Source organism: Enterobacter cloacae subsp. cloacae ATCC 13047 (assembly GCF_000025565.1).
Taxonomy (GTDB): Bacteria; Pseudomonadota; Gammaproteobacteria; order Enterobacterales; family Enterobacteriaceae; genus Enterobacter; species Enterobacter cloacae.
Window position 1 is genome coordinate 1599100 of record NC_014121.1, and the last position, 23439, is coordinate 1622538.

Annotated in this window: 29 protein-coding genes and 3 pseudogenes; 25 read left to right on the forward strand and 7 right to left on the reverse strand. The window is 48.5% G+C overall.

What is annotated here, in order from left to right:
- Positions 1–7: 7 nt before the first annotated feature.
- A pseudogene (locus ECL_RS27670) lies at positions 8–88 on the reverse strand (DUF933 domain-containing protein); the annotation flags it as partial.
- A 186-nt stretch (positions 89–274) separates the two neighbouring features.
- On the opposite strand from ECL_RS27670, the gene ECL_RS07720 reads away from it, so the two are divergent.
- The 17 genes and pseudogenes from ECL_RS07720 (at position 275) to ECL_RS07800 (ending at position 9951) form a co-directional block, all read left to right on the forward strand.
- Positions 275–706, forward strand: coding sequence for an immunity 26/phosphotriesterase HocA family protein (locus tag ECL_RS07720; RefSeq protein WP_013096210.1), 432 nt, complete (start codon positions 275–277; stop codon positions 704–706).
- 235 nt (positions 707–941) lie between these two features.
- Positions 942–1490, forward strand: a pseudogene (locus ECL_RS07725) (RHS repeat-associated core domain-containing protein); the annotation flags it as partial.
- A complete protein-coding gene (locus tag ECL_RS07730; protein WP_013096212.1) occupies positions 1481–1741 on the forward strand; it encodes a hypothetical protein in 261 nt (86 codons plus the stop codon). The pseudogene ECL_RS07725 and the gene ECL_RS07730, both read left to right, overlap by 10 nt.
- Before the next feature lie 284 nt (positions 1742–2025).
- Entirely contained in the window at positions 2026–2298 is a 273-nt protein-coding gene (locus ECL_RS07735) for a hypothetical protein (RefSeq protein WP_126347844.1), read from the forward strand.
- Between the two features lie 119 nt (positions 2299–2417).
- Entirely contained in the window at positions 2418–2915 is a 498-nt protein-coding gene (locus ECL_RS07740) for a hypothetical protein (protein ID WP_044158308.1), read from the forward strand.
- A gap of 165 nt (positions 2916–3080) precedes the next feature.
- The gene (locus ECL_RS07745; protein ID WP_013096214.1) at positions 3081–3563 is read left to right on the forward strand and encodes an SMI1/KNR4 family protein; all 483 of its coding nucleotides are present in this window, start codon (positions 3081–3083) and stop codon (positions 3561–3563) included.
- Positions 3564–3627: 64 nt separating this feature from the next.
- A complete protein-coding gene (locus tag ECL_RS07750; protein ID WP_044158306.1) occupies positions 3628–3948 on the forward strand; it encodes a hypothetical protein in 321 nt (106 codons plus the stop codon).
- A gap of 95 nt (positions 3949–4043) precedes the next feature.
- Complete coding sequence (locus ECL_RS07755; RefSeq protein WP_013087110.1) at positions 4044–5012, forward strand: IS5-like element IS903B family transposase; 969 nt, start codon at positions 4044–4046, stop codon at positions 5010–5012.
- Between the two features lie 775 nt (positions 5013–5787).
- Positions 5788–5994, forward strand: coding sequence for a hypothetical protein (locus ECL_RS07760; RefSeq protein ID WP_013096217.1), 207 nt, complete (start codon positions 5788–5790; stop codon positions 5992–5994).
- A gap of 259 nt (positions 5995–6253) precedes the next feature.
- Positions 6254–6571 (forward strand): annotated as a pseudogene (locus ECL_RS07765) (hypothetical protein); the annotation flags it as partial.
- Positions 6572–6758: 187 nt separating this feature from the next.
- Positions 6759–7163: a hypothetical protein gene (locus ECL_RS07770; RefSeq protein ID WP_013096219.1), complete on the forward strand. Its 405-nt coding sequence runs from the start codon at positions 6759–6761 to the stop codon at positions 7161–7163.
- A 174-nt stretch (positions 7164–7337) separates the two neighbouring features.
- Complete coding sequence (locus tag ECL_RS07775) at positions 7338–7583, forward strand: hypothetical protein (protein WP_014832286.1); 246 nt, start codon at positions 7338–7340, stop codon at positions 7581–7583.
- Between the two features lie 145 nt (positions 7584–7728).
- Positions 7729–8211: a hypothetical protein gene (locus ECL_RS07780; protein ID WP_013096220.1), complete on the forward strand. Its 483-nt coding sequence runs from the start codon at positions 7729–7731 to the stop codon at positions 8209–8211.
- A 26-nt stretch (positions 8212–8237) separates the two neighbouring features.
- Positions 8238–8714, forward strand: a complete 477-nt coding sequence (locus ECL_RS07785) for a hypothetical protein (protein WP_044158298.1) — start codon at positions 8238–8240, stop codon at positions 8712–8714.
- An 80-nt stretch (positions 8715–8794) separates the two neighbouring features.
- Complete coding sequence (locus ECL_RS07790) at positions 8795–9175, forward strand: hypothetical protein (RefSeq protein WP_044158295.1); 381 nt, start codon at positions 8795–8797, stop codon at positions 9173–9175.
- Positions 9176–9191: 16 nt separating this feature from the next.
- On the forward strand, positions 9192–9518 hold the full coding sequence (locus ECL_RS07795; protein WP_044158294.1) for a hypothetical protein: 327 nt from the start codon (positions 9192–9194) through the stop codon (positions 9516–9518).
- 139 nt (positions 9519–9657) lie between these two features.
- Positions 9658–9951 carry a YciI family protein gene (locus ECL_RS07800; protein ID WP_013096224.1) on the forward strand — a complete coding sequence of 98 codons (294 nt, stop codon included), beginning with the start codon at positions 9658–9660 and terminating at the stop codon, positions 9949–9951.
- Positions 9952–10006: 55 nt separating this feature from the next.
- Here ECL_RS07800 and ychF read toward each other — a convergent pair whose 3' ends face one another.
- The gene (ychF, locus tag ECL_RS07805) at positions 10007–11098 is read right to left on the reverse strand and encodes a redox-regulated ATPase YchF (RefSeq protein WP_013096225.1); all 1092 of its coding nucleotides are present in this window, start codon (positions 11096–11098) and stop codon (positions 10007–10009) included.
- Positions 11099–11224: 126 nt separating this feature from the next.
- Positions 11225–11809 carry an aminoacyl-tRNA hydrolase gene (gene pth / locus ECL_RS07810; protein WP_013096226.1) on the reverse strand — a complete coding sequence of 195 codons (585 nt, stop codon included), beginning with the start codon at positions 11807–11809 and terminating at the stop codon, positions 11225–11227.
- Between the two features lie 273 nt (positions 11810–12082).
- Between pth and ychH the strand changes: the two genes are divergently transcribed.
- Together ychH and ECL_RS07820 are read left to right on the forward strand one after the other, a co-directional pair.
- A complete protein-coding gene (gene ychH / locus ECL_RS07815; protein WP_013096227.1) occupies positions 12083–12358 on the forward strand; it encodes a stress-induced protein YchH in 276 nt (91 codons plus the stop codon).
- A gap of 124 nt (positions 12359–12482) precedes the next feature.
- Positions 12483–13541, forward strand: a complete 1059-nt coding sequence (locus tag ECL_RS07820) for a MerR family transcriptional regulator (protein WP_013096228.1) — start codon at positions 12483–12485, stop codon at positions 13539–13541.
- Here the strand turns inward: ECL_RS07820 and dauA are convergent.
- The 4 genes from dauA to lolB form a co-directional block, all read right to left on the reverse strand.
- A complete protein-coding gene (gene dauA, locus ECL_RS07825; protein ID WP_013096229.1) occupies positions 13527–15206 on the reverse strand; it encodes a C4-dicarboxylic acid transporter DauA in 1680 nt (559 codons plus the stop codon). The genes ECL_RS07820 and dauA overlap by 15 nt on opposite strands.
- Positions 15207–15330: 124 nt before the next feature.
- Positions 15331–16278 carry a ribose-phosphate diphosphokinase gene (gene prs, locus ECL_RS07830; protein WP_003856663.1) on the reverse strand — a complete coding sequence of 316 codons (948 nt, stop codon included), beginning with the start codon at positions 16276–16278 and terminating at the stop codon, positions 15331–15333.
- 127 nt (positions 16279–16405) lie between these two features.
- Positions 16406–17275, reverse strand: coding sequence for a 4-(cytidine 5'-diphospho)-2-C-methyl-D-erythritol kinase (ispE, locus tag ECL_RS07835; RefSeq protein WP_013096230.1), 870 nt, complete (start codon positions 17273–17275; stop codon positions 16406–16408).
- Positions 17272–17883, reverse strand: coding sequence for a lipoprotein insertase outer membrane protein LolB (gene lolB / locus ECL_RS07840; protein ID WP_013096231.1), 612 nt, complete (start codon positions 17881–17883; stop codon positions 17272–17274). The genes ispE and lolB overlap by 4 nt, the downstream gene beginning before the upstream one ends.
- Positions 17884–18084: 201 nt before the next feature.
- Here lolB and hemA point away from each other — a divergent pair, with 201 nt between their 5' ends.
- The 6 genes from hemA to kdsA are packed head-to-tail and all read left to right on the forward strand — an operon-like array spanning position 18085 to position 23388.
- A complete protein-coding gene (gene hemA / locus ECL_RS07845; protein WP_013096232.1) occupies positions 18085–19341 on the forward strand; it encodes a glutamyl-tRNA reductase in 1257 nt (418 codons plus the stop codon).
- Positions 19342–19382: 41 nt separating this feature from the next.
- The gene (gene prfA / locus ECL_RS07850; protein WP_013096233.1) at positions 19383–20465 is read left to right on the forward strand and encodes a peptide chain release factor 1; all 1083 of its coding nucleotides are present in this window, start codon (positions 19383–19385) and stop codon (positions 20463–20465) included.
- Positions 20465–21295 (forward strand): peptide chain release factor N(5)-glutamine methyltransferase, encoded by an 831-nt coding sequence (prmC, locus tag ECL_RS07855; protein ID WP_013096234.1) that lies wholly within the window; start codon positions 20465–20467, stop codon positions 21293–21295. Before prfA ends, prmC begins: the two co-directional genes overlap by 1 nt.
- Complete coding sequence (gene sirB2, locus ECL_RS07860; RefSeq protein WP_013096235.1) at positions 21292–21684, forward strand: invasion regulator SirB2; 393 nt, start codon at positions 21292–21294, stop codon at positions 21682–21684. The genes prmC and sirB2 overlap by 4 nt, the downstream gene beginning before the upstream one ends.
- 3 nt (positions 21685–21687) lie before the next feature.
- Complete coding sequence (gene sirB1, locus ECL_RS07865) at positions 21688–22497, forward strand: invasion regulator SirB1 (protein WP_013096236.1); 810 nt, start codon at positions 21688–21690, stop codon at positions 22495–22497.
- 36 nt (positions 22498–22533) lie between these two features.
- The gene (kdsA, locus tag ECL_RS07870; protein ID WP_013096237.1) at positions 22534–23388 is read left to right on the forward strand and encodes a 3-deoxy-8-phosphooctulonate synthase; all 855 of its coding nucleotides are present in this window, start codon (positions 22534–22536) and stop codon (positions 23386–23388) included.
- The last annotated feature ends 51 nt before the right edge of the window (positions 23389–23439 follow it).

Below are 23439 nucleotides of genomic sequence, written 5' to 3' on the forward strand. Positions count from 1 at the left end.
AAACAAATCAAACGTTAAACAAGAAGTTCATCACATCGCCATCATTAACGATGTAATCTTTACCTTCAGTACACATTCTGGCTGCCTCTTACGCTCCTTGCTGAATCTTACCCTCAATAAGCTGTCCTTATACCCGCGACTAACTCCACCGTGAAACAAGCAGCACGCAGGGGCTGCTTACCACACGAAGCAAATATGATATTGCAGGTTATGGTAGTGATTGGGGTGGGGAAGTATTGAAAGATGCGTTATCAATTCGGAAAGGGAATGGCTTTTGAAAGTAAAATATAAAGAGGGTGACATCTTTGTCATTCCAATGAGTAATGGGAAGTATGCGCTTTGCCAGGTTGTTTTTGCTCCAAAGCAAAAGTTTAAGCAAGCAATAGGTTTCTGCATTTTATCAATACAGGATACGGAGGAGTTTGAAGAGAAAAGTTCACTAACATCTCTATCTTTTGAAAAATTTGGCAAAGTGATGAAGGTTATTTTCACTGGCAACCAAAATATTAGCAAAGGCATTTGGAAAATTATTGGTCATACTAATCTCACAGAAGAAAAAAAACAATTAAAAATATTTAATTATGCTGGTGGTTTATATGATGGGGAGGAGGAAATCAGGCGTTTGTCTGTTGCTGAATATCCTAATTACACAACTATGGGGGTTTCAGGCTTTGAGCTTGTCGACAATGTTCTGATAAATATTTGATCATCAGGGGAAGGGAGTTTCCCCAGCTAGTTTTCATACAACAGCAACTCATTAACACCTTTAATAAATTCACAAGTTTTTATGATCGTCTGGCCAAATAGTGTTGCAACAATGCATGCTGGAGAAGAATAGCCACAAGTTTGTCGCCACAGATCTGGATATCAATACTCATACTTTCACCCCGAGCGGGAGAGAACAGTCGGTCGTCTGCACTACGGTGGAATGGCTGACCGGCTACCACGACATCCCGTCAGGTCTGCACTACAACTTTTTCCGGTATTATGACCCGACAGCGGGCGGTTTACGCAGCAGGATCCGATAGGGCTGGCGGGCGGGGATAAATCTTTACCAGTATGCGCCGAATGCTCTAGGGTGGGTGGATCCGTGGGGGTTGAGCCGTAAATGTAAGGATCCATCTAAAGAAGCTACGAGATGGCAAGGTCAAGGTGATTACAAAGGTATAGATGTCTACAAAAACAGGAAACTGAAAAAAGGCACGATTCTGCATGCATTATATCCAAACGGTGATACTCCTCCATCATATGCAGTGACTTATCCAACCGTTAGGCAAAATAAAGGAAATGCTATAGGCTACCATGAAGCACTTCAGGTTAAAATAGATCCTCATCGTACCTTAAGAACGCAAGTAAGAGCTTATTATGTTGATGTCGCATATGGAAGAGCATTGCCTAATAACATTTATGGCCGAGGGGGAGGGATGCAATTCTTTATCCCTGAGGAATTTAGAAATCTACTGATACCGGGGAAGATTAGATGCATATGATTGATTTTGAAATTAACATGGCAGATGGCAAAGTTAAGTTGGATAATAAAGATCTTTTGATACAAAGGGAGGATGAATTTATAGTTTCAGAACCATACAAATATCTTGAGTCAATAAACAAAGTGCAAAGACTAATTCCTTATTATTATACCGTTAATGCCGTTCTTTGGTTTAGTAAAGAATTTGAGCTTATAGTACGTCCATTATGCTTTAGTAACTTACCATTTGTGGTGCAATTAATTTATAAATAAGGTGAATATTATAAATCAATAAATGATTGGAATAAAGTTTCTAACATTGATATGTTAAACAAAGAAGTAGATTTCCTATATCGCTGGGTATCGGAGGTATATGATCTTGGCAAACCAGATGAAAAGGAAAAACATAGTGTAACATGGAGTATGGAATGGGATGATATAACTATTTGCTATGATATTAAATCCTTTAATTGCGGTGTGTGTTTAACATGGAGTTAACAATCTAAAATATCCCTCTTGACTAGAAATATAGGTTGCGAAGAGTTTGCGAGTTCCTGATGAATAGATTAAATAATTTAGCAAATGCACTTCAACAAATAATTTTAGAATTTTCTGCAAATGGAAAGAATGAATCTGCCGCATTCTTTCAAACTCACTATGATATGATAATAAAGTCAGGATATACAATTTCTGTTGAAGTGCTTGAAATACTATCAAATTGCATGTCAGTGTCTCAATACGCTAACTTCTCCCTCAGGGAAACCCAACTATTAGGTAATATTGTAAATAATGCAATTGCAGTTAAAAGTAGAATGCACAATAATAGCTAAATACTTTCATAAGATCCGACTTGATTTAAAAATGGAATCGGCAATGATTTTTTTCAGCAAATTAAAATATCTTTTCTTTATCTAATGTATTAGTCTGTAATATTGGGAGGCAATTTGAGATGTCTATGTATGTGGATAATATTACTGGCGAGTTTTGCTTTCACAAAAATCTGGCGCTCACACCCTTTCTAACAAAAAAAGAAATAATGGAGAGTAATTGTTTAAATTGGGAGCCTTGGCCAGACAAGGGGGATAAAACTGTCTCTTATAGGACTATCTTTGACATAAAAGGAAACAAACAGGGTGATATCTATTTAATTGTTAATTTTGTTCAATGTAATGATATAAATGCTATTATTGGTAGTTGGAGTTTTGCTCCTGCAAAGTTAATCGATGGGGAGCAAAAGAAACCAGAGGGAAAGGTTACAAAAAGGCTAAGGGATTGGTTTAAAGAAAAAACTAATATCAACCTTCCGATTTATGGTTCATGGGGGCATATTGATGCGTCTTATGACTATTGGAATTGTTCAGGCACTATTTTTTGCAATTATCGTTCCAGTTTCAGAGATGATAAATCCTGGAAGGCTTACTGTAAATGGAATAGCATTAAACTTTAATTTGGGGATGGGGGCCGTATTGGGGGAGGGGCGTTGAACTTAGTGGAGAAAAACTGTAGACAGATTATGAGCCCAAAAAGAACTAAATATTATTCTATCTGGTTTGTTGGTATATAACACCTTAAGTAAATTCGCAAGTTTTTTGAACGTCTGGCCAAATAATATATGAATCATTTCAGTAACTGTGAAAAAAAGATTGGACGTGCAGATATTGCTAAAAATGAAGAGGAATTATCTATTATTCTTCCGGATGATTTCATTTCACATTATCTGCAATTTAATGGTGGCACTCCTGAGAAAAGTTGGTGGGCCGATGATGAAGATTTTGAACCAGTAGAGGTGGCTGGGTTTAAACCGTTTATTTATAATAGTCATACAAATGATGACCCAAGATCTTTAATTGATGGTTGCTATATCAGCATGTTGGATAGGCAAGTGATCCCTGAAAACCTTTTTCCCTTCGCAAATGATTGGGGAGGAAATTTCTTCTGTCTGGATTTAGATGATTACTCAATTGTATACTTTGCTACAGATTCTTTTGATGAGTATTTGACTATGCAAGAGAATCACATAAAACTTCAAAGATATCTGACAAACTCATTTTCAAACTTTGTTAATGGATTAGTAACAGAAGAAGATCTTTCTTAAGAAGCCATTAAATGTAAGAAATCTATTCACTGCAATTTATAAGGGTAAATGTAAATTGAATAAGATGCCAGATAATTCGATTATTGTTATTGATGTGGCTGGGACTAGTATAAAAATACGTGTTTTGGGAAGTGGTTTAATTATGAAAATGCAGATGATAGGTTTTTCATTAAAATATGAATTAATGGTTATACCTGTAATCGACGAACAGGATAAACAAAGAATAATAAGACTGTTAGTTGACGAAGATGCTCTTTTTTTATTTGGATATGGTTGGTATCCATCAGAATTAATAGAGTATTATCAAGAACAAAACATCAAATTTGGTAAATATAAAATTATATACTGGAGTGATAGAGATACATACCATATAGAGGAAAGATAACCCTCATAAAATAAATCCTGGAGAGCACTTATCAACCATTTTGATAATCTTCAAAGTACAGGAGGCTTTGTTGAATAAATCGAACTTTTGCTGAGTTGAAGGATCAGATCACGTATCTTCCCGACAACGCAGACCGTTCCGTGGCAAAGCAAAAGTTCAAAATCACCAACTGGCCCACCTACAATAAAGCCCTCATCAACCGTGGCTCCATAACTTTCTGGCTGGATGATGAAGCTATTCAGGCCTGGTATGAGTCAGCAACACCTTCTTCACGAGGCAGACCTCAGCGCTATTCTGACCTTGCCATCACTACTGTGCTGGTCATTAAACGCGTATTCAGGCTGACCCTGCGGGCTGCGCAGGGCTTTATTGATTCCATTTTTTCTCTGATGAACGTTCCGCTACGCTGCCCGGATTACAGCTGTGTCAGCAGGCGGGCAAAGTCGGTTAATGTCAGTTTCAAAACGCCCACCCGGGGTGAAATCGCACACCTGGTAATTGATTCCACCGGGCTGAAGGTCTTCGGTGAAGGCGAGTGGAAAGTCAAAAAGCATGGCCAGGAACGCCGCCGTATCTGGCGTAAGCTGCATCTCGCCGTTGACAGTAAAACACATGAAATCATCTGCGCTGACCTGTCGCTGAACAACGTTACGGACTCAGAGGCCTTCCCCGGGTTAATCCGGCAAACCCACCGGAAAATCAGGTCAGCCGCCGCCGATGGCGCTTACGATACCCGGCTATGTCACGATGAACTGCGGCGTAAGAAAATCAGCGCGCTTATCCCTCCCCGAAAAGGTGCGGGTTACTGGCCCGGTGAATATGCAGACCGTAACCGTGCAGTGGCTAATCAGCGAATGACCGGGAGTAATGCGCGGTGGAAATGGACAACAGATTACAACCGTCGCTCGATAGCGGAAACGGCGATGTACCGGGTAAAACAGCTGTTCGGGGGTTCACTGACGCTGCGTGACTACGATGGTCAGGTTGCGGAGGCTATGGCCCTGGTACGAGCGCTGAACAAAATGACGAAAGCAGGTATACCTGAAAGCGTGCGTATTGCCTGAAAACACAACCCGCTACGGGGGAGACTTACCCGAAATCTGATTTATTCAACAAAGCCAGTACAGGATGAAAAAATACTTTTGTTTTACTGGCTCAAGGTTTTTTTACCTAAAATTCAATAAGTCAACGGAAGTAAATGTTGTCTGTAGTTTCACAGTTCAACAACATGGCTTGTATGATAGGTTTTAGTCCTATGATATGGAGCATAACGTGTTGTCTTGATGAGAACCTGCGCACTGCGAATTCCGAGATTGTTCGGCGATAGACCTGGAACGCTACTTGAACCGTTTACTAAAGCATACCCTGAAAAAGACCAGGGTAATGTTCAACAGCTGCATGCTGAAAAAAGAGTTATTAATTACGACAAGATTGATATTTTCCCAGAGGAGCCATGATAAATTTGCAATCTTATAATGAAGTGTTGGGTTTTCTTGAGTTATTTTTTCAAAAATATATTCTTGATTATAATTGCCTCCAGGATATGCAATTTATTTTAGAGGGTTGTCGAAAAGAAAAAACGGTGGCTATTCGAGCTATAGACTCATGCTTTATGGTATATAGACGGAAGACTCAAGATTATAGAGTCCTTACTCATGAGGAACAGGAGATTTGGAGGCAGTTGTTCAATGTATGGCAATAAATTTTTATAAGCAAAACTGGCAAGATTGTTATTTAAATTAATATCCTGTATTGTTTTACTAAGGTTATGCTATTACCATCGACATCAGGAGGTAATCTCTTTTTTTTGTAAGATAGTATAAATCCGGAGTAAAAGTGATGACAGAAAAAGAATTACAAGAGAATCTTGTTTATTTAATGAAAAAATATGTTCGGGAAAGCCAACAGGAAGCTTTTTATGAAGACATATCAATGCCTGAAGTGCCAGTAAAAGGTATTTTAGCTGAATTTAATAAAGTCAAAAAAAGAACTGTTGATGAAGCGGATGGAGTTTTGATACGTGATATTTACTTTTATTTTTGTTGACTAACCTTTAAATGGAAAATTACTTTACTTAGGTGGTTTGTGACATTTTTTTGGACGATGAACAGGTTGATGCCTCGGACAGGATAAATGACTCTTGACTCGTCCCAATCCTTATCTGTGAAGGATAGTACAAAGATTAATTACAGCTTTTAATTTATATATCACGCATTACGCTTGATGTCTTTCTTTTTATTTTATTCACTAACTGTTCGCCGCTGATGATAATCCACTCTAAGGGGCGATTGAGAAAATAACCCATTACCGCCTGCTGCACGAGATGCACGGGAACGTACCGGTGGTTTGAGTCTACAGCGACCAGGACAGCTACGATCCGCTGGCGCGTATTGACGGCGATGATGCACCGGCGATCTTCTGGTTCCACCGCCAGCCCAACGGCATGTCGGAGCGGATAGTGGATATTGAAGGGCAGGTGCGCTGGGAAGGGGGGAACAGTGCCTGGGGCAAGCTGCTGCGCGAGAGCGAGACGCAGGGATCAGGATATTCCCAGAACATGCGGATGCAGGGGGAACTCCTGCATCGTGAGACAGGGTTGCCCGACAATCAGTTTCGGTATTTTTTGACCTGGCCGATTACTCTGAGGTACAGAAATGAAGAGAGATGACAGCGCGGTTGCATGGATCGGATATAGACACTGCACTTTCAATAGACTCCTTCACAAGGTGATTCGTGGTGGTTTGATGCATTAAGGAACGTGAAATCTTTCTGAAAGGACTTTTAAGAGCCTACATTGAGGTGATGTTACCATGATAAATGATAATAAACTTATTGATTATGCGCGAGAAAAAATACCGAATGAATATAATTCTTCTTTAAATAAAAATAATAATGTTCAATGTGCATCATTTATAAACAATACTCAAGATGAGTTGCGAATAATGAAAGCGCATAAAAATAATACAAAACTTACAGGGTTGAAGGTAGAAGGTCTTGATGAATTAATTATTGCTCTTGAAAATTTTGATGAAGAAACTGTCTTAGTAATTAATATCCGAACTAAGTTATTTTCCTTTAAAATTTATTCAGATAAAAATAATGCTCCACTGAGTGTTATAATCCTTAAGTTAAAAAAGAAAACCAACGAAGATATTCGATTTGGGCGAGATGTTCTTGGCATTACGACTCCTCCTCCTGACATAGAAAATGATTAGTCTTTATTGCTTAAACTGGTGTACAGACCAACCAGAATCTCCATGCGTAGCGTTCCGGTATGAATTTACACTTGCATACATGGCTCCTTTGGAAAATGGAAACACAGTTTTAGGCGCATACCAGAAATTGGATATGCTAAAATAAATTGGAATAAGAAATCAGAGAAGCCGGTCATGAATTACGATTCATATAATGAAGTACTAGATTACCTCAATGTTTTTTTCAACGAAAGAGTGAATTCATCAATTTATTTGGAAAAACTAATGACTTTGATCGAAGGATCTCGCTCTGAAAAAACGGTGATGATAAGAGCTATTTATGAAACATACATGCAGTATGTAAAACAAAATAGAGATGGCATAAAAGTTAGCGCAGGGGAAAAAGAAATGTGGATTGACTTATTGCACCATTGGCAATAAGACTTTATTGTTATGCGCATGTAATTGTAAATGTTATAACAAATGTGATTTGTACACGGAAAATTCTCGTCATATGGTTGTTATCATGTTAAGTCGAATATATCATTAAGATCTTGTTAGACAGTCAAAAGTAAAGCAGGGGAACATGATTGCATTAAATTTAAATCCGATTACCGGTGATCTGAAATTTGATGATCTGCCTTTGGGAATGGATACTGAAGAAGGCTTTTGTAAGAGTGGTTTATACCACGAATTAATCAAGCGCAAAGCTGTAAATAAAATCATGCCGAATCACTACCTTGTTGACTCAGTAGCGTTTTTCGACAAAAAATTTCAAGTTACTATACGCCCAGTGTGCTATGGTTTTCCTTTTATGCTTCATCTTGTTGATAAAAATAGTCAATACTATAACGCATTAAATGACTGGAATGCGCGAACTAATATTCATATGCTTAATGACTCAGTGAAAAGCTTGTCTGATTGGCTGAAAGAATCATTAAACCTGGAAACGCCTGATACCACGGAAACAGACATGATGAGATGGCGCTTTGAATGGGGGCGGGTTTCCGTCTCATATGAGATAAAATCATTTAATCATGGGATATATATAGTTTGGAATATAACATAGTCACTTTCAGATAAGATGGTTTAGATATGTTAGAAATGCATTTTGATGTTAATAGTGGCTTGGTGGCCATTGATAACTACCCCCTTGAATTAAAGGATTTAGAGACGTTTAAAAATTCGGAGTTTTACAAGTTATTCTCGCCATTTACGACAATAGGCCATTATTACTTCTCTATTGATAATATAGATTGGAAAGATCAAACTTTCATTTTGGAATTGAGGCCCTCAGTGTTTTCTTTTTCCCCTTCAATATTCCTTACAAGTAAGACTGGAAATTTTTATAAAACTTTAGGAGATTGGAATAAAAGAGCCAATTTGAATAATTTATCTGAAGAAGAACAACGCTTGACAGCATGGATTGAGAATGAAATAACCTCGCACCCCAAACTTAAAATTATCACTGCCCCGTATGGAATTCAATGGGATCATGAATGGGGAAGAATTATTGTACAGTCTAATGAAAAAAGCTTCGATTGTGGTATTTATATCGAATGGAATGTTTGATTAAATAATGTTAGTGATTAATAAATCGCCCCGTTTTCTTCTCACTTTACTTGATTAACAAATTCAAAAGTTTAAAAGAAATGAAAATAACTAATCGACTGAAAAAGAAAATATTAGTCCTGGATGGCATAGATAATGAATTTATAGATTATGGCACAGAAATAGCATGCCCTGAATGCGAGGGTGTAATAATCTATTCCATCGTGAACTCATATGAGTTTGACTTGCTTTCTGAAGAGGTAAAACACTTCCTGGCTAAGAAAATGAGAGGTGTGAAGTTCGTCAGTGACAGTAATATATATATTTACGATGACAGCCAACTAAATGTTTCGCAAAACACATGTTCAAAGTGTTTAAAAGAGTTTTCTACTGTATTAACGTATAAAGAAGTGCAGCCAGCCCGATACCGGGTTTATCTTGTGGGGCTTTTTGAAGGTGATTTGAAACAGCTCAAAATTTAAAAGTTGAGGTTTGCCAATGATTGAAAATCTCATTTGTAGTAAAGAGAATGACCTGCTTCAATGGGCATGTAGTGAAAGTAACATACTGGTTAATATGCCATTTTTAGACTATGCAATGGTCGACTCAACACGCCAGTTAGTCTTTGCGTTAAGCGAGCCAAAGCCAGTACAAACCGTTTTGACCATCTTAAATGCTCAGGGCGAAAAACTATTTTGGTCTGCACCTCCTGAAGGCGCGACTTTCTATTACTTAACATTCAACCTGTCAAAGGAAGTGGTCGTTGTCTGTAGCTATCCAGAAAAAAAAACGGCTGGCATGATTGGTTTTACTCCTGGGATATGACGCGTAACGCGTTGTCTTGCTCAGGCCCTGCATATTAAGATCAAATGCGCCCAAAATGATAACAATAACCGGGTGGCAAAAGAGGGACTGCATAAGCAATTTCAACAAGCGGCTAAAAAACACAACTGAGAGGCAAAGGATGAGCACGGTTTACATTGTCATTTTAACCTATATCAAACCACTCGAAGAAATTGATGCAGCGATACCAGCGCATGTGGAGTGGCTGAAAAAGGGGTATGCTGAGGGGATTTTCCTCGCATCCGGAAGACGGGTCCCGAGAAACGGTGGTGTCATTCTCGCTAAAAGTGAGAGTCTTGCCTCACTTGAAGAGCGACTACGCGAAGATCCGTTTCAGAGGTTAAAGCTTGCGACGGCTGACATCATTCCTTTTGAACCCAGCATGAAAACAGAACGCTTAGCCAATGTGTTTTGACCGCGCAATAAAAAAAATCCACGCCAAAGCGTGGATTTTTTTCATTCATACCGACTCAGACGTTAAACAGGAAGTTCATCACATCGCCATCTTTAACGATGTAGTCTTTCCCTTCAGCACGCATCTTGCCAGCTTCTTTCGCGCCTTGCTCACCCTTGTAGGTGATGAAGTCTTCAAACGCGATAGTCTGCGCACGGATAAAGCCTTTCTCGAAATCGGTGTGGATCTTGCCCGCAGCCTGTGGAGCCGTTGCGCCAACAGGGATAGTCCACGCACGTACTTCTTTCACCCCAGCGGTGAAGTAGGTCTGCAGGTTGAGCAGGGCATAACCTGCACGGATAACGCGGTTCAGACCTGGCTCTTCCAGACCCAGCTCGGCCATGAACTCGTCACGCTCTTCGTCATCCAGCTCGGCGATATCGGCTTCTACAGCGGCGCAAACCGGAACAACGACAGAACCTTCTTTCTCGGCGATAGCACGAACCTGATCGAGGTACGGGTTATTTTCAAAACCGTCTTCGTTCACGTTGGCAATGTACATGGTTGGCTTCAGCGTCAGGAAGCTCAGGTAGCGGATAAGCTCTTTCTCGTCTTTGCTCAGGTCCAGAGAGCGCAGCATACCTGCGTTTTCCAGCTGTGGCAGACATTTTTCCAGTACCGCTAATTCGGCTTTGGCGTCTTTATCGCCACCTTTGGCTTTCTTGGAGATACGGTGGATCGCACGTTCGCAGGTATCCAGATCCGACAGCGCCAGCTCGGTATTGATTACATCAATATCTTCCGCCGGGTTTACTTTACCTGCTACGTGGATAATGTTGTCGTTCTCGAAGCAACGCACCACGTGACCGATCGCTTCGGTTTCACGGATGTTGGTCAGGAACTGGTTACCCAGACCTTCACCTTTGGATGCACCTTTCACCAGGCCCGCGATGTCCACGAACTCCATGGTGGTTGGCAGAATGCGCTGCGGCTTCACGATTTCCGCGAGCTGGTCCAGACGCGGGTCGGGCATTGGCACAACGCCGGTGTTAGGCTCGATGGTACAGAACGGGAAGTTCGCCGCTTCGATACCCGCTTTGGTAAGCGCGTTAAACAGGGTGGATTTGCCCACGTTTGGCAGACCGACGATACCGCATTTGAATCCCATTTCTAAATCACCTTAATATCTTGATAATCAATCCGTTAACGATAACCGACTGATGAAAAGTAAATAACTACGCCTATTATACACGTAACCCGCCTACCGCGCGGTAAAAATGCCGTATCGGGCAGATTATTGCGCTTTGAAAGCATGTAAGCGGTTTGTCGCTTTGGTTAACCCATCTTTGAGCCAGATTTCAGTGCAGCGCGCCGCTTCGTCTACCGCCTCATCAATCAGTTTCTGCTCAGAAACCGGGGGCTTACCCAGCACAAAACCAACAACTTTGTTTTTATCGCCCGGATGGCCGATTCCTACGCGCAAACGGTGAAAATTCGGGTTATTACCCAGCTTACTGATGATATCTTTCAGACCGTTGTGTCCGCCATGGCCGCCGCCCAGTTTAAACTTTGCCACGCCTGGCGGCAGGTCCAGCTCATCGTGAGCAACCAGAATCTCATCCGGATTGATGCGATAAAACGTTGCCATTGCCGCCACGGCCTTGCCGCTCAGGTTCATAAAGGTGGTAGGCACCAGCAGGCGCACATCCGCGCCGGCGAGATTGATACGTGAGGTATACCCGTAGAATTTTGGTTCTTCACGCAGGGGAGCACGTAACCGTTCGGCCAGCAGATCAACGTACCAGGCCCCGGCATTGTGGCGGGTTGCAGCGTACTCTGCGCCTGGGTTGGCGAGGCCGACAATCAGTTTAATCGTCACGATTCAATTCCTAATGGGTTCCAGATCTGGCGCGTAGTTTACTGTCTGGCGCGCCGCTTGACAAAATTCTGCGACCTTAACAGCGAAATACGAATAATTACTTATTTGAACAATTAGAATTTCAAGCTGTTCAATGCGTTATTTGTAAATTTTTGTTTGGGAGTAATCTGTAATTGTGATCATTGACGCAACTCATAAAAGGGGCGTTGTCTATACTTTACACACAAGGAATAGGGACTTATTCCCTACAACCCAAAGTTCCGGAGGTGACATATGAAACGCAAAAACGCTTCGTTACTCGGTAACGTGCTGATGGGGTTGGGGCTGTTCGTGATGGTAGCCGGTGTGGGTTATTCAATTTTAAACCAATTGCCGCAGCTTGATCTCCCACAATACTTCGCGCATGGTGCGGTATTGAGCATCTTCCTGGGGGCGGTACTGTGGCTCGCCGGGGCGCGTGTGAGCGGTCATGAGGAAGTGTGTGATAAGTACTGGTGGGTGCGCCATTACGACAAACGCTGCCGCCGCGACCAGCATAAGCACAGCTAGTGCGCATAGAATAAAGAACACTGAAACGACTCCAGATGGAGTCGTTTTTTTTTGCCTGAGGGGTTGACCCTCACGTAACGTAAGGCACCAGAGTGGCGTCACTGGCAAAATAAAAGGAGCAGTTATGTTGATTCAGGTGGGTGAACTGGCAAAACGCGCTGGGATCACCGTGCGCACATTGCATCACTATGAGCAAACAGGGGTATTGCTGCCTTCTGCCAGAAGCGCGGCAGGTTACCGGCTTTATAATCTGGCGGATGTACAGCGCTTGCATATGATTCAGGCACTGGCAAAAGCGGGGCTGGAGCTTGCTGAAATCAGGGATTTTCTGGAGCAGGCGTCGCTTTCGTTAACGGAACTCCTCGATGCGCAAATCAGTTTGCTGGATAAACAGCTGCGCAGCATTAACACGCTGCGTGACAGGCTGGTGGACTTGCGCACCGGGCTTACCGGCGATGAAACCCCCGATCTGGAATCCTGGCTACAGACTCTGGAGTTAATGAATATGTACGATCGCTGGTTTAGCAAAGAAGAGTTACAGCAACTGCCGTTTGCGGTGCAGAAAGATGCGCTGGCGGCTGTCTGGTCAGGGCTGGTTACCGAGGCCAACACGCTGCTGGAACAGCACATACCCGTTTCTGACCCGCGGGCGATGGATCTCGCGACGCGCTGGATGGAGCGCCTGGAGCAGGACACTGCCGGCAAGCCGGAGTTTCTCACCCGGCTGAACGAGATGCACAGCGTCGAGCCGCAAATGCGTGAGCAAACGGGCATCACCGCAGAGATGACCGACTACATCACGCGGGCGTTTGCCGAATCGAAGCTGGCCATCTGGGAAAAGTATCTCTCTGCCGATGAGATGGCTTTTACCCGGAAACACTACTTTGACCGCATGATGGAGTGGCCGCCGCTGGTGGCGAAGCTGCACCAGGCGCAGCGGGAAAATCTCGACCCCGCCTCTGACGAGGCGCAAAAGCTGGCTGAAACCTGGCTGGCGTTGTTCCAGTCATACGCAGGAACAAACCCTGAGACGCAGCAAAAGTTTCGCGCTGCTATGCAGCAGGAGCCGCATCTGATGAAAGGGACGTGGATGACGCCTGCTGTGCTTGAATGGCTCCAGCAGGCGATAGGGATAATGATGCAGAGACGTTTCTCCGCATCAGATGAATCACAGATCCGCTAACGCGGCGTCACGGTTGGGATAGAAGGCAAGGCGGCCAGGGATCGGCTGCACGCCAGCGCGCGCCATAGTGCGCAGCGGCTGAAATTCCAGATTACTCACCCGCAGCTCGCAGCCTTCCGGCAGACGTTTTACAAAGCGCTGGAAGGCGTCCAGCCCACCGGCGTCCAGCACCGGTACGGCATCCCATTTCAGCACCACAATCCGTTTGCCCGCAATGCGGGATTCCAGATCGCTGAACAGGCCTTCCGCCGCAGCGAAGAACAGCGGACCGATTACCCGCAGCACCAGCACATCATCAGGCACCTCCACGTTTACCGGGGAAAGGCGCGTCATCTGCGCGATCCGGCGCATAAACAGCAGGGAAGCCAGCACGATGCCGACGCTGATGGCGATCACCATATCGAAGAGCACGGTCAGCGACATACAGATCAGCATGACGATGATGTCGTCTTTCGGTGCGCGACGCAGCAGGTTCACCACCTTATGCGCTTCGCTCATGTTCCAGGCCACCATCAGCAGCAGGGCGGCCATGGCGGAGAGAGGCAGCCAGGAGAGCAGCGGCGCGAGGATCAGCAACGCGAGGATCACCAGCAGGGAGTGGATAACCGCTGAAACCGGTGAGGTTGCACCCGCGCGCACGTTGGCCGCAGAACGGGCGATAGCCGCGGTGGCTGTAATACCGCCGAAGAACGGAGCGATGAGGTTACCTAAGCCCTGGCCGACCAGCTCGCTGTTGGCTTTGTGCTTGGTACCGGTCATGCCATCGAGCACTACGGCGCAGAGCAGAGATTCAATCGCCCCCAGCATCGCCATTGAAAAGGCGGCGGGCAGCAGTGCGCGCAGCGAATCCCAGCTTAAGGTAAAGCTGGAACCGGGCATGTCCCAGGGAAGAACCAGCTGTGGTAACAGTTGGGGAATACCGCTGCCCTGAGAACCGTCCGCCAGAACATAGTGGAACTGCGAGCCGATGGTGGCGACATGACCACCAAACATGTTGACGATGGCCATCACCGCGCAGCCCAGCAGCAACGCGGGCAGGTGGCCAGGCAGACGAATGCCTAAGCGCGGCCAGACGATGAGCGTACCCAGCGTAACGATCCCGATGGCGGCATCGCCCTGGTTGGCCGTGGGCAGTGCCATAAACAGTGCCCCCACTTTCTGCAGATAGTGCTCAGGAACGTGAGGCATCTGCAGCCCCAGGAAATCTTTAATTTGCATCGTTCCGATGGTGATGCCGATCCCGGAGGTGAATCCCAGCGTTACGGAAAGGGGAATATATTCAATCAGCCGGCCAAAGCGGGCCAGGCCAAAGAGAATCAAAAAGAGGCCAGACATGAGCGTGGCAACCAGCAGGCCTGCCAGGCCAAACTGCTGTGATACCGGATAGAGGATCACCACAAAAGCAGCGGTAGGGCCGGACACACTGAAACGCGAACCGCCCGTGAGGGCAATCACGATCCCGGCGACGGCCGAGGTATACAGGCCATACTGTGGAGCCACGCCGCTGCCAATCGCCAGCGCCATGGCGAGCGGAATGGCGATAATACCAACGGTGATCCCGGCAATCAGGTCACGGATAAAGCGTGACGAGGTGTATTTCTCTTTCCAGCATGCGTCGATGAGGGCGCGAAAGGGCAGAACATGTGAGGAAGTGATGTTTTTCACAATTATCTATCATCCGTATGCGCATCATCTGTCATATCAATGGCAGGTGAAGGAGGCATTAATCATACAAATAAAACCCAGAGACAAAAAAACCCGCCGCAGCGGGTTTTTCGGCCGTGTTCGATTAGTGTTCGAACATTGCAGAGATGGATTCTTCGTTGCTGATACGACGAATCGCTTCGGCCAGCATCCCGGACAGGGTCAGGGTACGTACGTTTGGCAGTGCCTTGATCTCGTCACTCAGTGGGATGGTATCGCATACCACAACTTCGTCAATGACGGAGTTACGGAGGTTGTTTACCGCGTTACCGGAGAAGATCGGGTGAGTCGCGTACGCGAACACGCGCTTGGCACCACGCTCTTTCAGCGCTTCAGCGGCTTTACACAGCGTACCGCCGGTATCGATCATGTCGTCAACCAGCACGCAGTCACGGCCAGCAACGTCACCGATGATGTGCATCACCTGAGAAACGTTAGCGCGCGGACGGCGTTTGTCGATGATTGCCATGTCGGTATCGTTCAGCAGCTTAGCGATAGCTCGGGCACGTACCACGCCGCCGATGTCCGGAGAAACCACAATCGGGTTGTCCAGGTTCAGCTGCAGCATATCTTCCAGCAGGATTGGGCTGCCGAATACGTTATCAACCGGGACGTCGAAGAAGCCCTGAATCTGCTCTGCGTGCAGGTCAACGGTCAGTACGCGGTCAACGCCAACGCTGGACAGGAAGTCCGCGACAACTTTAGCGGTGATTGGCACGCGCGCGGAACGGACGCGACGGTCCTGGCGGGCATAGCCAAAGTAAGGGATTACAGCAGTGATACGGCCTGCAGAAGCGCGACGCAGGGCATCGACCATAACAACCAATTCCATCAGGTTGTCATTCGTTGGAGCACAGGTGGACTGGATGATGAAAATATCACCACCGCGTACATTTTCGTTAATTTGTACGCTGACTTCGCCGTCGCTAAAGCGACCTACAGCGGCGTCGCCGAGGGAAGTGTACAGGCGGTTGGCAATACGTTGTGCTAGTTCCGGGGTGGCGTTACCAGCAAAAAGCTTCATATCAGGCACGAGAAGAACCTCAGGCATGCGTCCAGTGGTGGATAGCGTTCGCCGCAAACTGTGCGGGGCCAGGCGAAATGCTATCCAGGCGGTGTATTAAAGAGCGCGATGCAACGTCTGGAACAGGGTGACGTTGTCACCGAAACTCAGTCTGCGCCAGAATGGCCTGCTGTAGGGGGGAGGTGTTCATCCCGCGCGCTACAAAACCATGCAGCCAATCCGGCGCTTGCTCAAGCACCTGACGAGCGGCGGATTCGGTGTCAAATTCAGCAAAGACACAGGCCCCTGTACCAGTCAGGCGCGACGGCGCGTATTCTAACAGCCAGGAAAGCGCCGCATCAACCTCGCGAAAACGTTTTCTTGCGATAACCTCGCAATCGTTGCTGAATTCACAATTTAATAACGTTTCTATTGACCGCGCCGGGGTATTGCGTGGCAGCTCAGGATCTTTGAAGATGACCGGTGTCGGAATGCTGACGCCTGGATGGGCTACGAGGTACCATTTTTCCGGCGGTTCAACCGGGGAGAGGATTTCACCCACCCCCTCAGCAAATGCGGCATGACCGCGCACAAACACCGGGACATCCGCCCCCAGCGTTAACCCTAACGCGGCCAGTTCATCCGTTGACAATCCGCAGCCCCAGAGATGATTCAGGGCGACCAGGACGGTCGCGGCATTGGATGAACCGCCACCCAGCCCACCGCCCATCGGCAGACGCTTCGCAATGCGAATATCCGCACCGCTCCCGGCGGGCAAGCGCCCGGTGTCAGCCGCAGCGTTCATCAGCAGACGCGCGGCGCGCACGATCAGGTTATCCTCATGCGCTACGCCTTCCACCGGCGTCAGCAGACAAATCTGCCCGTCCTGACGCAGCTCAATCGAGAGCGTGTCGCCATAATCGATAAACTGAAACAGCGTCTGCAGGGTGTGATACCCGTCAGCACGTTGGCCGGTGATATATAAAAACAGGTTAAGTTTTGCCGGAGAGGGCCAGTGGGTCATCATTTAACGATCCAGTTGTCCATTTTCAGCTTGATGCGCTGGCTACCCTGCGTCAGCTCCATATTCGATGGCAGCGACGGTTTACTGTTGCTGTCATAGGCGCTGTACACCACCTTCCAGGTTTTACCGTTCTGCGTGTAGTTCACCTGGCTCAGACGGTACTGATCGTCCAGGGTGTAGTCGGTGGCGTCACCCGGCAGGCCCAGGATCCACTGGCGCAGGCTGTTCAGCGGGATAGGCATTCCGGTCAGTTTGCCAATCATCTCTTCCGCGTCGGTGGCGGTGTAGTGCTGGCCTTTGTTATCCGTGATCTGCGCTTCACCCGGCTTAGCGTTAAGCTCCAGCTCGGTACTGCCCAACGGGTTCAGCAGCAGCAGGCGGTAGTTATCCTGCCCCGTTTGCTGCCAGAAGAAGCGGGCATAAACCTTTTGTTCGTCAGAGAGATAAGCAAACGCGCCGCGGGTCTGGTACTGACTTAAATTACGTACGTCCTGCTGGTGCTGACGCCACTGTGGTGAGTCAGGGCTTTTGCCCGGGCCTTTTGGTTGAGTGACAGAACATGCGGTCAGAACCAGTGCTGCCAGCGGCAGCAGGCGAATCAGTCGGGTCATAATGAGGACAAATCCTTGAGATACGTTGCAGTTATAACTGTTAATGCTAGCGTTGAAGGGTGTCACCGTCTACGTTCAAATTATCTCAAAGCGTTGAGTAACCTATTACTCCGAAAGGGGGCAGTCTCTTTTATTGATCTCGCGCATCCTGTATGATGCGTCTTGCTAACCTTATTAACGCTGGTACTACTCCCGCTCAACATGACCCTATTAGCACTCGGCATCAACCACAAAACCGCCCCGGTTTCGCTGCGAGAACGCGTCACGTTTTCGCCGGATACGCTCGACCTGGCGCTGGATAGCCTGCTTGCACAACCGATGGTGCAGGGCGGGGTGGTGCTCTCGACGTGCAACCGTACCGAGCTTTACTTAAGCGTGGAAGAGCAGGATAACCTGCATGAAGCGCTGATCCGCTGGTTATGCGACTACCACAATCTCAACGAAGACGAGCTGCGTAAGAGCCTGTACTGGCATCAGGATAACGATGCGGTGAGCCATCTTATGCGTGTCGCGAGCGGTCTGGATTCGCTGGTGCTGGGCGAGCCGCAAATTCTCGGTCAGGTAAAAAAAGCGTTTGCGGATTCGCAAAAAGGGCATCTGAAAGCCAGCGAGCTGGAGCGTATGTTCCAGAAGTCATTCTCCGTGGCGAAGCGTGTGCGAACCGAAACCGACATTGGTGCCAGTGCGGTTTCTGTTGCGTTCGCGGCCTGTACCCTTGCACGTCAAATCTTCGAATCCCTGTCGACCGTCACCGTGATGCTGGTCGGCGCGGGCGAAACCATTGAGCTTGTGGCGCGCCATCTGCGCGAGCATAAAGTAAAAAAGATGGTTATCGCTAACCGCACCCGCGAGCGTGCACAGGTGTTGGCAGACGAAGTCGGGGCCGAGGTGATTGCGCTGAGCGAGATCGACGAACGTCTGAAAGAGGCGGACATCATCATAAGCTCGACGGCCAGCCCGCTGCCGATTATCGGTAAAGGGATGGTAGAGCGCGCGCTGAAATCCCGTCGTAATCAGCCAATGCTGCTGGTGGATATCGCCGTTCCGCGTGATGTCGAACCGGAGGTTGGCAAACTGGCCAACGCCTATCTCTACAGCGTGGATGACCTGCAAAGCATCATTTCGCACAACCTTGCCCAGCGTAAAGCGGCAGCGGTGCAGGCGGAAACCATTGTCGAGCAGGAAGCCAGTGAATTTATGGCCTGGCTGCGCGCGCAAAGCGTCAGCGAGACCATCCGCGAATATCGCGGTCAGGCGGAGCAGGTGCGTGATGACCTGACTGCCAAAGCGTTAGCAGCTCTGGAACAGGGCGGCGACGCACACGCTATTATGCAGGATCTGGCCTGGAAACTGACCAATCGCTTGATCCATGCACCAACCAAATCACTCCAGCAGGCTGCCCGTGACGGGGACGATGAACGCCTGACTATTCTGCGCAACAGCCTCGGGCTGGAATAGCGCCCTATACCCATTTTCTATTATAAGGTGCACTTACGCCTATGAAGCCTTCTATCGTCGCTAAACTGGAAGCTCTGCACGAGCGCCATGAAGAAGTCCAGGCGCTGCTCGGCGATGCCGGGACCATTGCGGACCAGGAACGTTTTCGCGCACTGTCGCGTGAATATGCGCAGTTAAGTGATGTTTCAAAATGCTTTACCGACTGGCAACAGGTTCAGGAAGATATCGAAACCGCGCAGATGATGCTTGACGATCCTGAAATGCGCGAAATGGCGCAGGAAGAGCTGCAGGATGCCAAAGCGCGCTCAGAAGAGATGGAGCAACAGCTGCAGGTGCTTCTGCTGCCGAAAGATCCAGACGACGAGCGTAACGCGTTTGTGGAAGTCCGCGCCGGAACGGGCGGTGATGAGGCAGCACTGTTCGCCGGAGACCTGTTCCGCATGTACAGCCGTTACGCCGAATCGCGTCGCTGGCGCGTGGAGATCATGAGCGCCAACGAAGGCGAGCACGGCGGTTTTAAAGAGGTGATCGCCAAAATCAGCGGTGACGGCGTGTATGGCCGTCTCAAGTTTGAGTCCGGCGGCCATCGTGTGCAGCGTGTACCGGCGACCGAGTCGCAGGGCCGTATTCACACTTCAGCCTGCACGGTTGCGGTGATGCCAGAGCTGCCGGAAGCGGAACTGCCGGACATTAACCCGGCGGATCTGCGTATCGATACCTTCCGTTCTTCCGGGGCGGGTGGTCAGCACGTTAACACCACCGACTCCGCCATCCGTATTACCCACCTGCCAACCGGCATTGTGGTGGAGTGTCAGGACGAACGCTCTCAGCACAAAAACAAAGCCAAAGCGCTGTCCGTGCTGGGTGCGCGTATTCACGCGGCGGAAATGGCAAAACGTCAGCAGGCGGAAGCTTCTACCCGTCGTAACCTGCTGGGCAGCGGCGATCGTAGCGACCGTAACCGTACCTACAACTTCCCGCAGGGCCGCGTGACCGACCACCGCATCAACCTGACGTTATACCGTCTGGATGAGGTGATGGAAGGCAAGCTCGATATGCTGATTGAGCCTATCGTGCAGGAATACCAGGCCGACCAGCTGGCGGCATTGTCCGAGCAGGAATAATGGATTTTCAGAGCTGGTTACGCCAGGCCACCGGCGCGCTCTCTGACAGTGAAAGCCCGAAGCGCGACGCCGAAATTTTGCTGGAATATGTGACGGGAAAAGCCCGCACGTATCTGTTGGCCTTCGGTGAAACCGAACTGACCGTAGAGCAGGAAGCGCAACTGTCCGCGCTGCTTGCCCGCCGTAAAACCGGCGAGCCGGTGGCACATCTGGTCGGGGAGCGCGAGTTCTGGTCGTTACCCTTGTTCGTCTCAGCGGCGACGCTGATCCCACGTCCCGACACCGAATGTCTGGTGGAGCAGGCGCTGGCGCGGTTACCCGCAGCGGCCAGCCGCATTCTTGATCTTGGAACGGGCACTGGCGCAATCGCGCTGGCGCTCGCCACCGAGCGGCCCGATTGCGCGGTAACGGCTGTTGATGTGATGCCCGACGCGGTGGCGCTGGCGCAGCGTAACGTTGAGCGACTGGGCGTGACTAATGTGACCGTGCTGCAAAGCAGCTGGTTCAGTGCGCTGGAGAAGCAGACGTTCGCGATGATTGTCAGTAATCCGCCCTATATCGACGAACATGACCCGCACCTGGCGCAGGGGGATGTTCGCTTTGAACCGCTGACGGCGTTGGTCGCAGGTAATGCAGGGCTGGCCGATCTGGAACACATTGTGACAACGTCACGACAACATCTCCTGCCCGGCGGCTGGCTGCTGGTGGAGCATGGCTGGACGCAGGGGGAGGCGGTGCGTGGGCTCTTCAGGCAGACGGGTTATGCTGCTGTCGAGACCTGCCGCGACTACGGCGGTAACGAGCGTCTGACGCTGGGGCAGTGGCAATGAGCCTGTTTACCGTGCTTATTACCGTCCACCTGATTTCCGTTGCGCTGACCATCGGCTTTTTCATTGCTCGTTACTGGTGGCGCTACAGCAACAATCCGCTGATAAATGCACGCTGGGTGCGTATCGCGCCGCACTGCATCGATACGGTGTTATTCCTTTCCGGTGTCGGACTCATGTGGAAGACCGGCTATCTGCCATTTACTGATAAAGGCGCATGGCTGACTGAAAAGCTGTTTGGCGTTATCATCTATATCGTTTTGGGTTTTATCGCGCTTGGACGTCGTCGTCCGCGCAGCCAGCAGGTCGGGTTTATCGCCTTTCTGCTGGGTCTGGTGGTGCTGTACATCATCATTAAACTCGCCACCACAAGAATACCGTTACTGGGGTAAGTCATGAGGTCCTTAGCCGATTTCGAATTTAATAAAGTGCCGCTCTGCGATGGCATGATCCTGATTTCGGAGATGATTCGCGACGATTTTACGTCGCAGTATGTCTACGATGAGCTGGAAAGTCTGGTCAGCCTGGCGCGCGAAGAGATCAATCAGGCGCGTCCGCAGGACTGGCAACTGGAAAAGCTGCTGGAGCTTTTCTACGGCGAGTGGGGTTTCTGCGACACGCGTGGCGTGTATCGCCTGTCTGACGCATTATGGCTGGACCAGGTCTTAAAAAATCGTCAGGGCAGCGCCGTTGCGCTGGGCTCTATTTTGCTGTGGATCGCGCACCGTCTGGATATTCCACTGGTGCCGGTCATTTTCCCGACGCAGATGATCCTGCGTGCCGAGTGGCTGGACGGGGAGATGTGGTTAATCAATCCGTTTAACGGCGATACGCTGGATGAACATACGCTGGATGTCTGGCTGAAAGGTAATATCAGCCCGGTGGCCGAGCTCTTTAACGAAGATCTCGACGAAGCCGATAACGCCGAAGTGATCCGCAAGCTGCTGGATACGCTGAAATCTGCACTGATGGAAGAGCGGCAGATGGAGCTGGCCTTGCGCGCCAGCGAAGTGCTGCTGCAATTTAATCCGGAAGACCCGTACGAAATTCGCGACCGCGGGCTGATTTATGCCCAGCTCGACTGCGAGCATGTGGCGCTGAACGATTTAAGCTATTTCGTCGAGCAATGCCCGGAAGACCCGATCAGCGAAATGATTCGCGCGCAGATCAACGCGATCTCGCACAAACAAATTACACTGCATTAATCTTAATTCCGATTCACACCTGAATAAGGCGATCCTATGAAACAAAAAGTGGTTAGCATTGGTGATATCAACGTGGCAAACGACCTGCCGTTCGTGCTGTTTGGCGGTATGAACGTGCTGGAATCCCGCGATCTCGCCATGCGTATCTGCGAGCACTACGTGACCGTGACCCAGAAGCTGGGCATCCCGTACGTGTTTAAAGCCTCTTTTGACAAAGCCAACCGCTCTTCCATTCACTCCTACCGTGGCCCGGGCCTGGAAGAGGGGATGAAAATTTTCCAGGAACTGAAGCAGACCTTTGGCGTGAAAGTGATCACCGACGTTCACGAGGCGTCTCAGGCGCAGCCTGTGGCTGACGTGGTTGACGTTATTCAGCTGCCAGCGTTCCTGGCTCGTCAGACTGACCTGGTGGAAGCGATGGCCAAAACCGGTGCGGTCATCAACGTGAAGAAGCCGCAGTTCGTGAGCCCTGGCCAGATGGGGAACATCGTCGATAAGTTTATCGAAGGCGGTAACGACAAGGTGATCCTGTGCGACCGTGGTTCCAACTTCGGTTACGACAACCTGGTTGTGGATATGCTGGGCTTCACCGTGATGAAAAACGTCTCTAACCAGTCTCCGGTGATCTTTGACGTGACCCACTCTCTGCAGTGCCGCGACCCGTTTGGTGCCGCGTCTGGCGGCCGTCGTGCGCAGGTGACCGAACTGGCGCGCGCCGGTATGGCGACCGGCCTGGCGGGTCTGTTCATTGAAGCGCACCCGGATCCGGCGAATGCGAAATGCGACGGTCCATCCGCGCTGCCGCTGGACAAACTGGAGCCGTTCCTGAAACAGATCAAAGCGATTGACGATCTGGTGAAGAGCTTCGACGAGCTGGATACCAGCAACTAATAAAAAAACCCGCTTCGGCGGGTTTTTTTATGGGACATATTGCCGGGTGGC

Bases quoted from the DNA above. Each gene is read 5' to 3' on its own strand.
- ECL_RS07730 (WP_013096212.1), top strand. From the start codon at position 1,481: ATGCATATGATTGATTTTGAAATTAACATGGCAGATGGCAAAGTTAAG.
- ECL_RS07735 (WP_126347844.1), top strand. From the start codon at position 2,026: ATGAATAGATTAAATAATTTAGCAAATGCACTTCAACAAATAATTTTA.
- ECL_RS07740 (WP_044158308.1), top strand. From the start codon at position 2,418: ATGTCTATGTATGTGGATAATATTACTGGCGAGTTTTGCTTTCACAAA.
- ECL_RS07745 (WP_013096214.1), top strand. From the start codon at position 3,081: ATGAATCATTTCAGTAACTGTGAAAAAAAGATTGGACGTGCAGATATT.
- ECL_RS07750 (WP_044158306.1), top strand. From the start codon at position 3,628: ATGCCAGATAATTCGATTATTGTTATTGATGTGGCTGGGACTAGTATA.
- ECL_RS07760 (WP_013096217.1), top strand. From the start codon at position 5,788: ATGACAGAAAAAGAATTACAAGAGAATCTTGTTTATTTAATGAAAAAA.
- ECL_RS07770 (WP_013096219.1), top strand. From the start codon at position 6,759: ATGATAAATGATAATAAACTTATTGATTATGCGCGAGAAAAAATACCG.
- ECL_RS07775 (WP_014832286.1), top strand. From the start codon at position 7,338: ATGAATTACGATTCATATAATGAAGTACTAGATTACCTCAATGTTTTT.
- ECL_RS07780 (WP_013096220.1), top strand. From the start codon at position 7,729: ATGATTGCATTAAATTTAAATCCGATTACCGGTGATCTGAAATTTGAT.
- ECL_RS07785 (WP_044158298.1), top strand. From the start codon at position 8,238: ATGTTAGAAATGCATTTTGATGTTAATAGTGGCTTGGTGGCCATTGAT.
- ECL_RS07790 (WP_044158295.1), top strand. From the start codon at position 8,795: ATGAAAATAACTAATCGACTGAAAAAGAAAATATTAGTCCTGGATGGC.
- ECL_RS07795 (WP_044158294.1), top strand. From the start codon at position 9,192: ATGATTGAAAATCTCATTTGTAGTAAAGAGAATGACCTGCTTCAATGG.
- ECL_RS07800 (WP_013096224.1), top strand. From the start codon at position 9,658: ATGAGCACGGTTTACATTGTCATTTTAACCTATATCAAACCACTCGAA.
- ychF (WP_013096225.1), bottom strand. From the start codon at position 11,098: ATGGGATTCAAATGCGGTATCGTCGGTCTGCCAAACGTGGGCAAATCC.
- ychH (WP_013096227.1), top strand. From the start codon at position 12,083: ATGAAACGCAAAAACGCTTCGTTACTCGGTAACGTGCTGATGGGGTTG.
- ECL_RS07820 (WP_013096228.1), top strand. From the start codon at position 12,483: ATGTTGATTCAGGTGGGTGAACTGGCAAAACGCGCTGGGATCACCGTG.
- ispE (WP_013096230.1), bottom strand. From the start codon at position 17,275: ATGATGACCCACTGGCCCTCTCCGGCAAAACTTAACCTGTTTTTATAT.
- lolB (WP_013096231.1), bottom strand. From the start codon at position 17,883: ATGACCCGACTGATTCGCCTGCTGCCGCTGGCAGCACTGGTTCTGACC.
- hemA (WP_013096232.1), top strand. From the start codon at position 18,085: ATGACCCTATTAGCACTCGGCATCAACCACAAAACCGCCCCGGTTTCG.
- prfA (WP_013096233.1), top strand. From the start codon at position 19,383: ATGAAGCCTTCTATCGTCGCTAAACTGGAAGCTCTGCACGAGCGCCAT.
- prmC (WP_013096234.1), top strand. From the start codon at position 20,465: ATGGATTTTCAGAGCTGGTTACGCCAGGCCACCGGCGCGCTCTCTGAC.
- sirB2 (WP_013096235.1), top strand. From the start codon at position 21,292: ATGAGCCTGTTTACCGTGCTTATTACCGTCCACCTGATTTCCGTTGCG.
- sirB1 (WP_013096236.1), top strand. From the start codon at position 21,688: ATGAGGTCCTTAGCCGATTTCGAATTTAATAAAGTGCCGCTCTGCGAT.
- kdsA (WP_013096237.1), top strand. From the start codon at position 22,534: ATGAAACAAAAAGTGGTTAGCATTGGTGATATCAACGTGGCAAACGAC.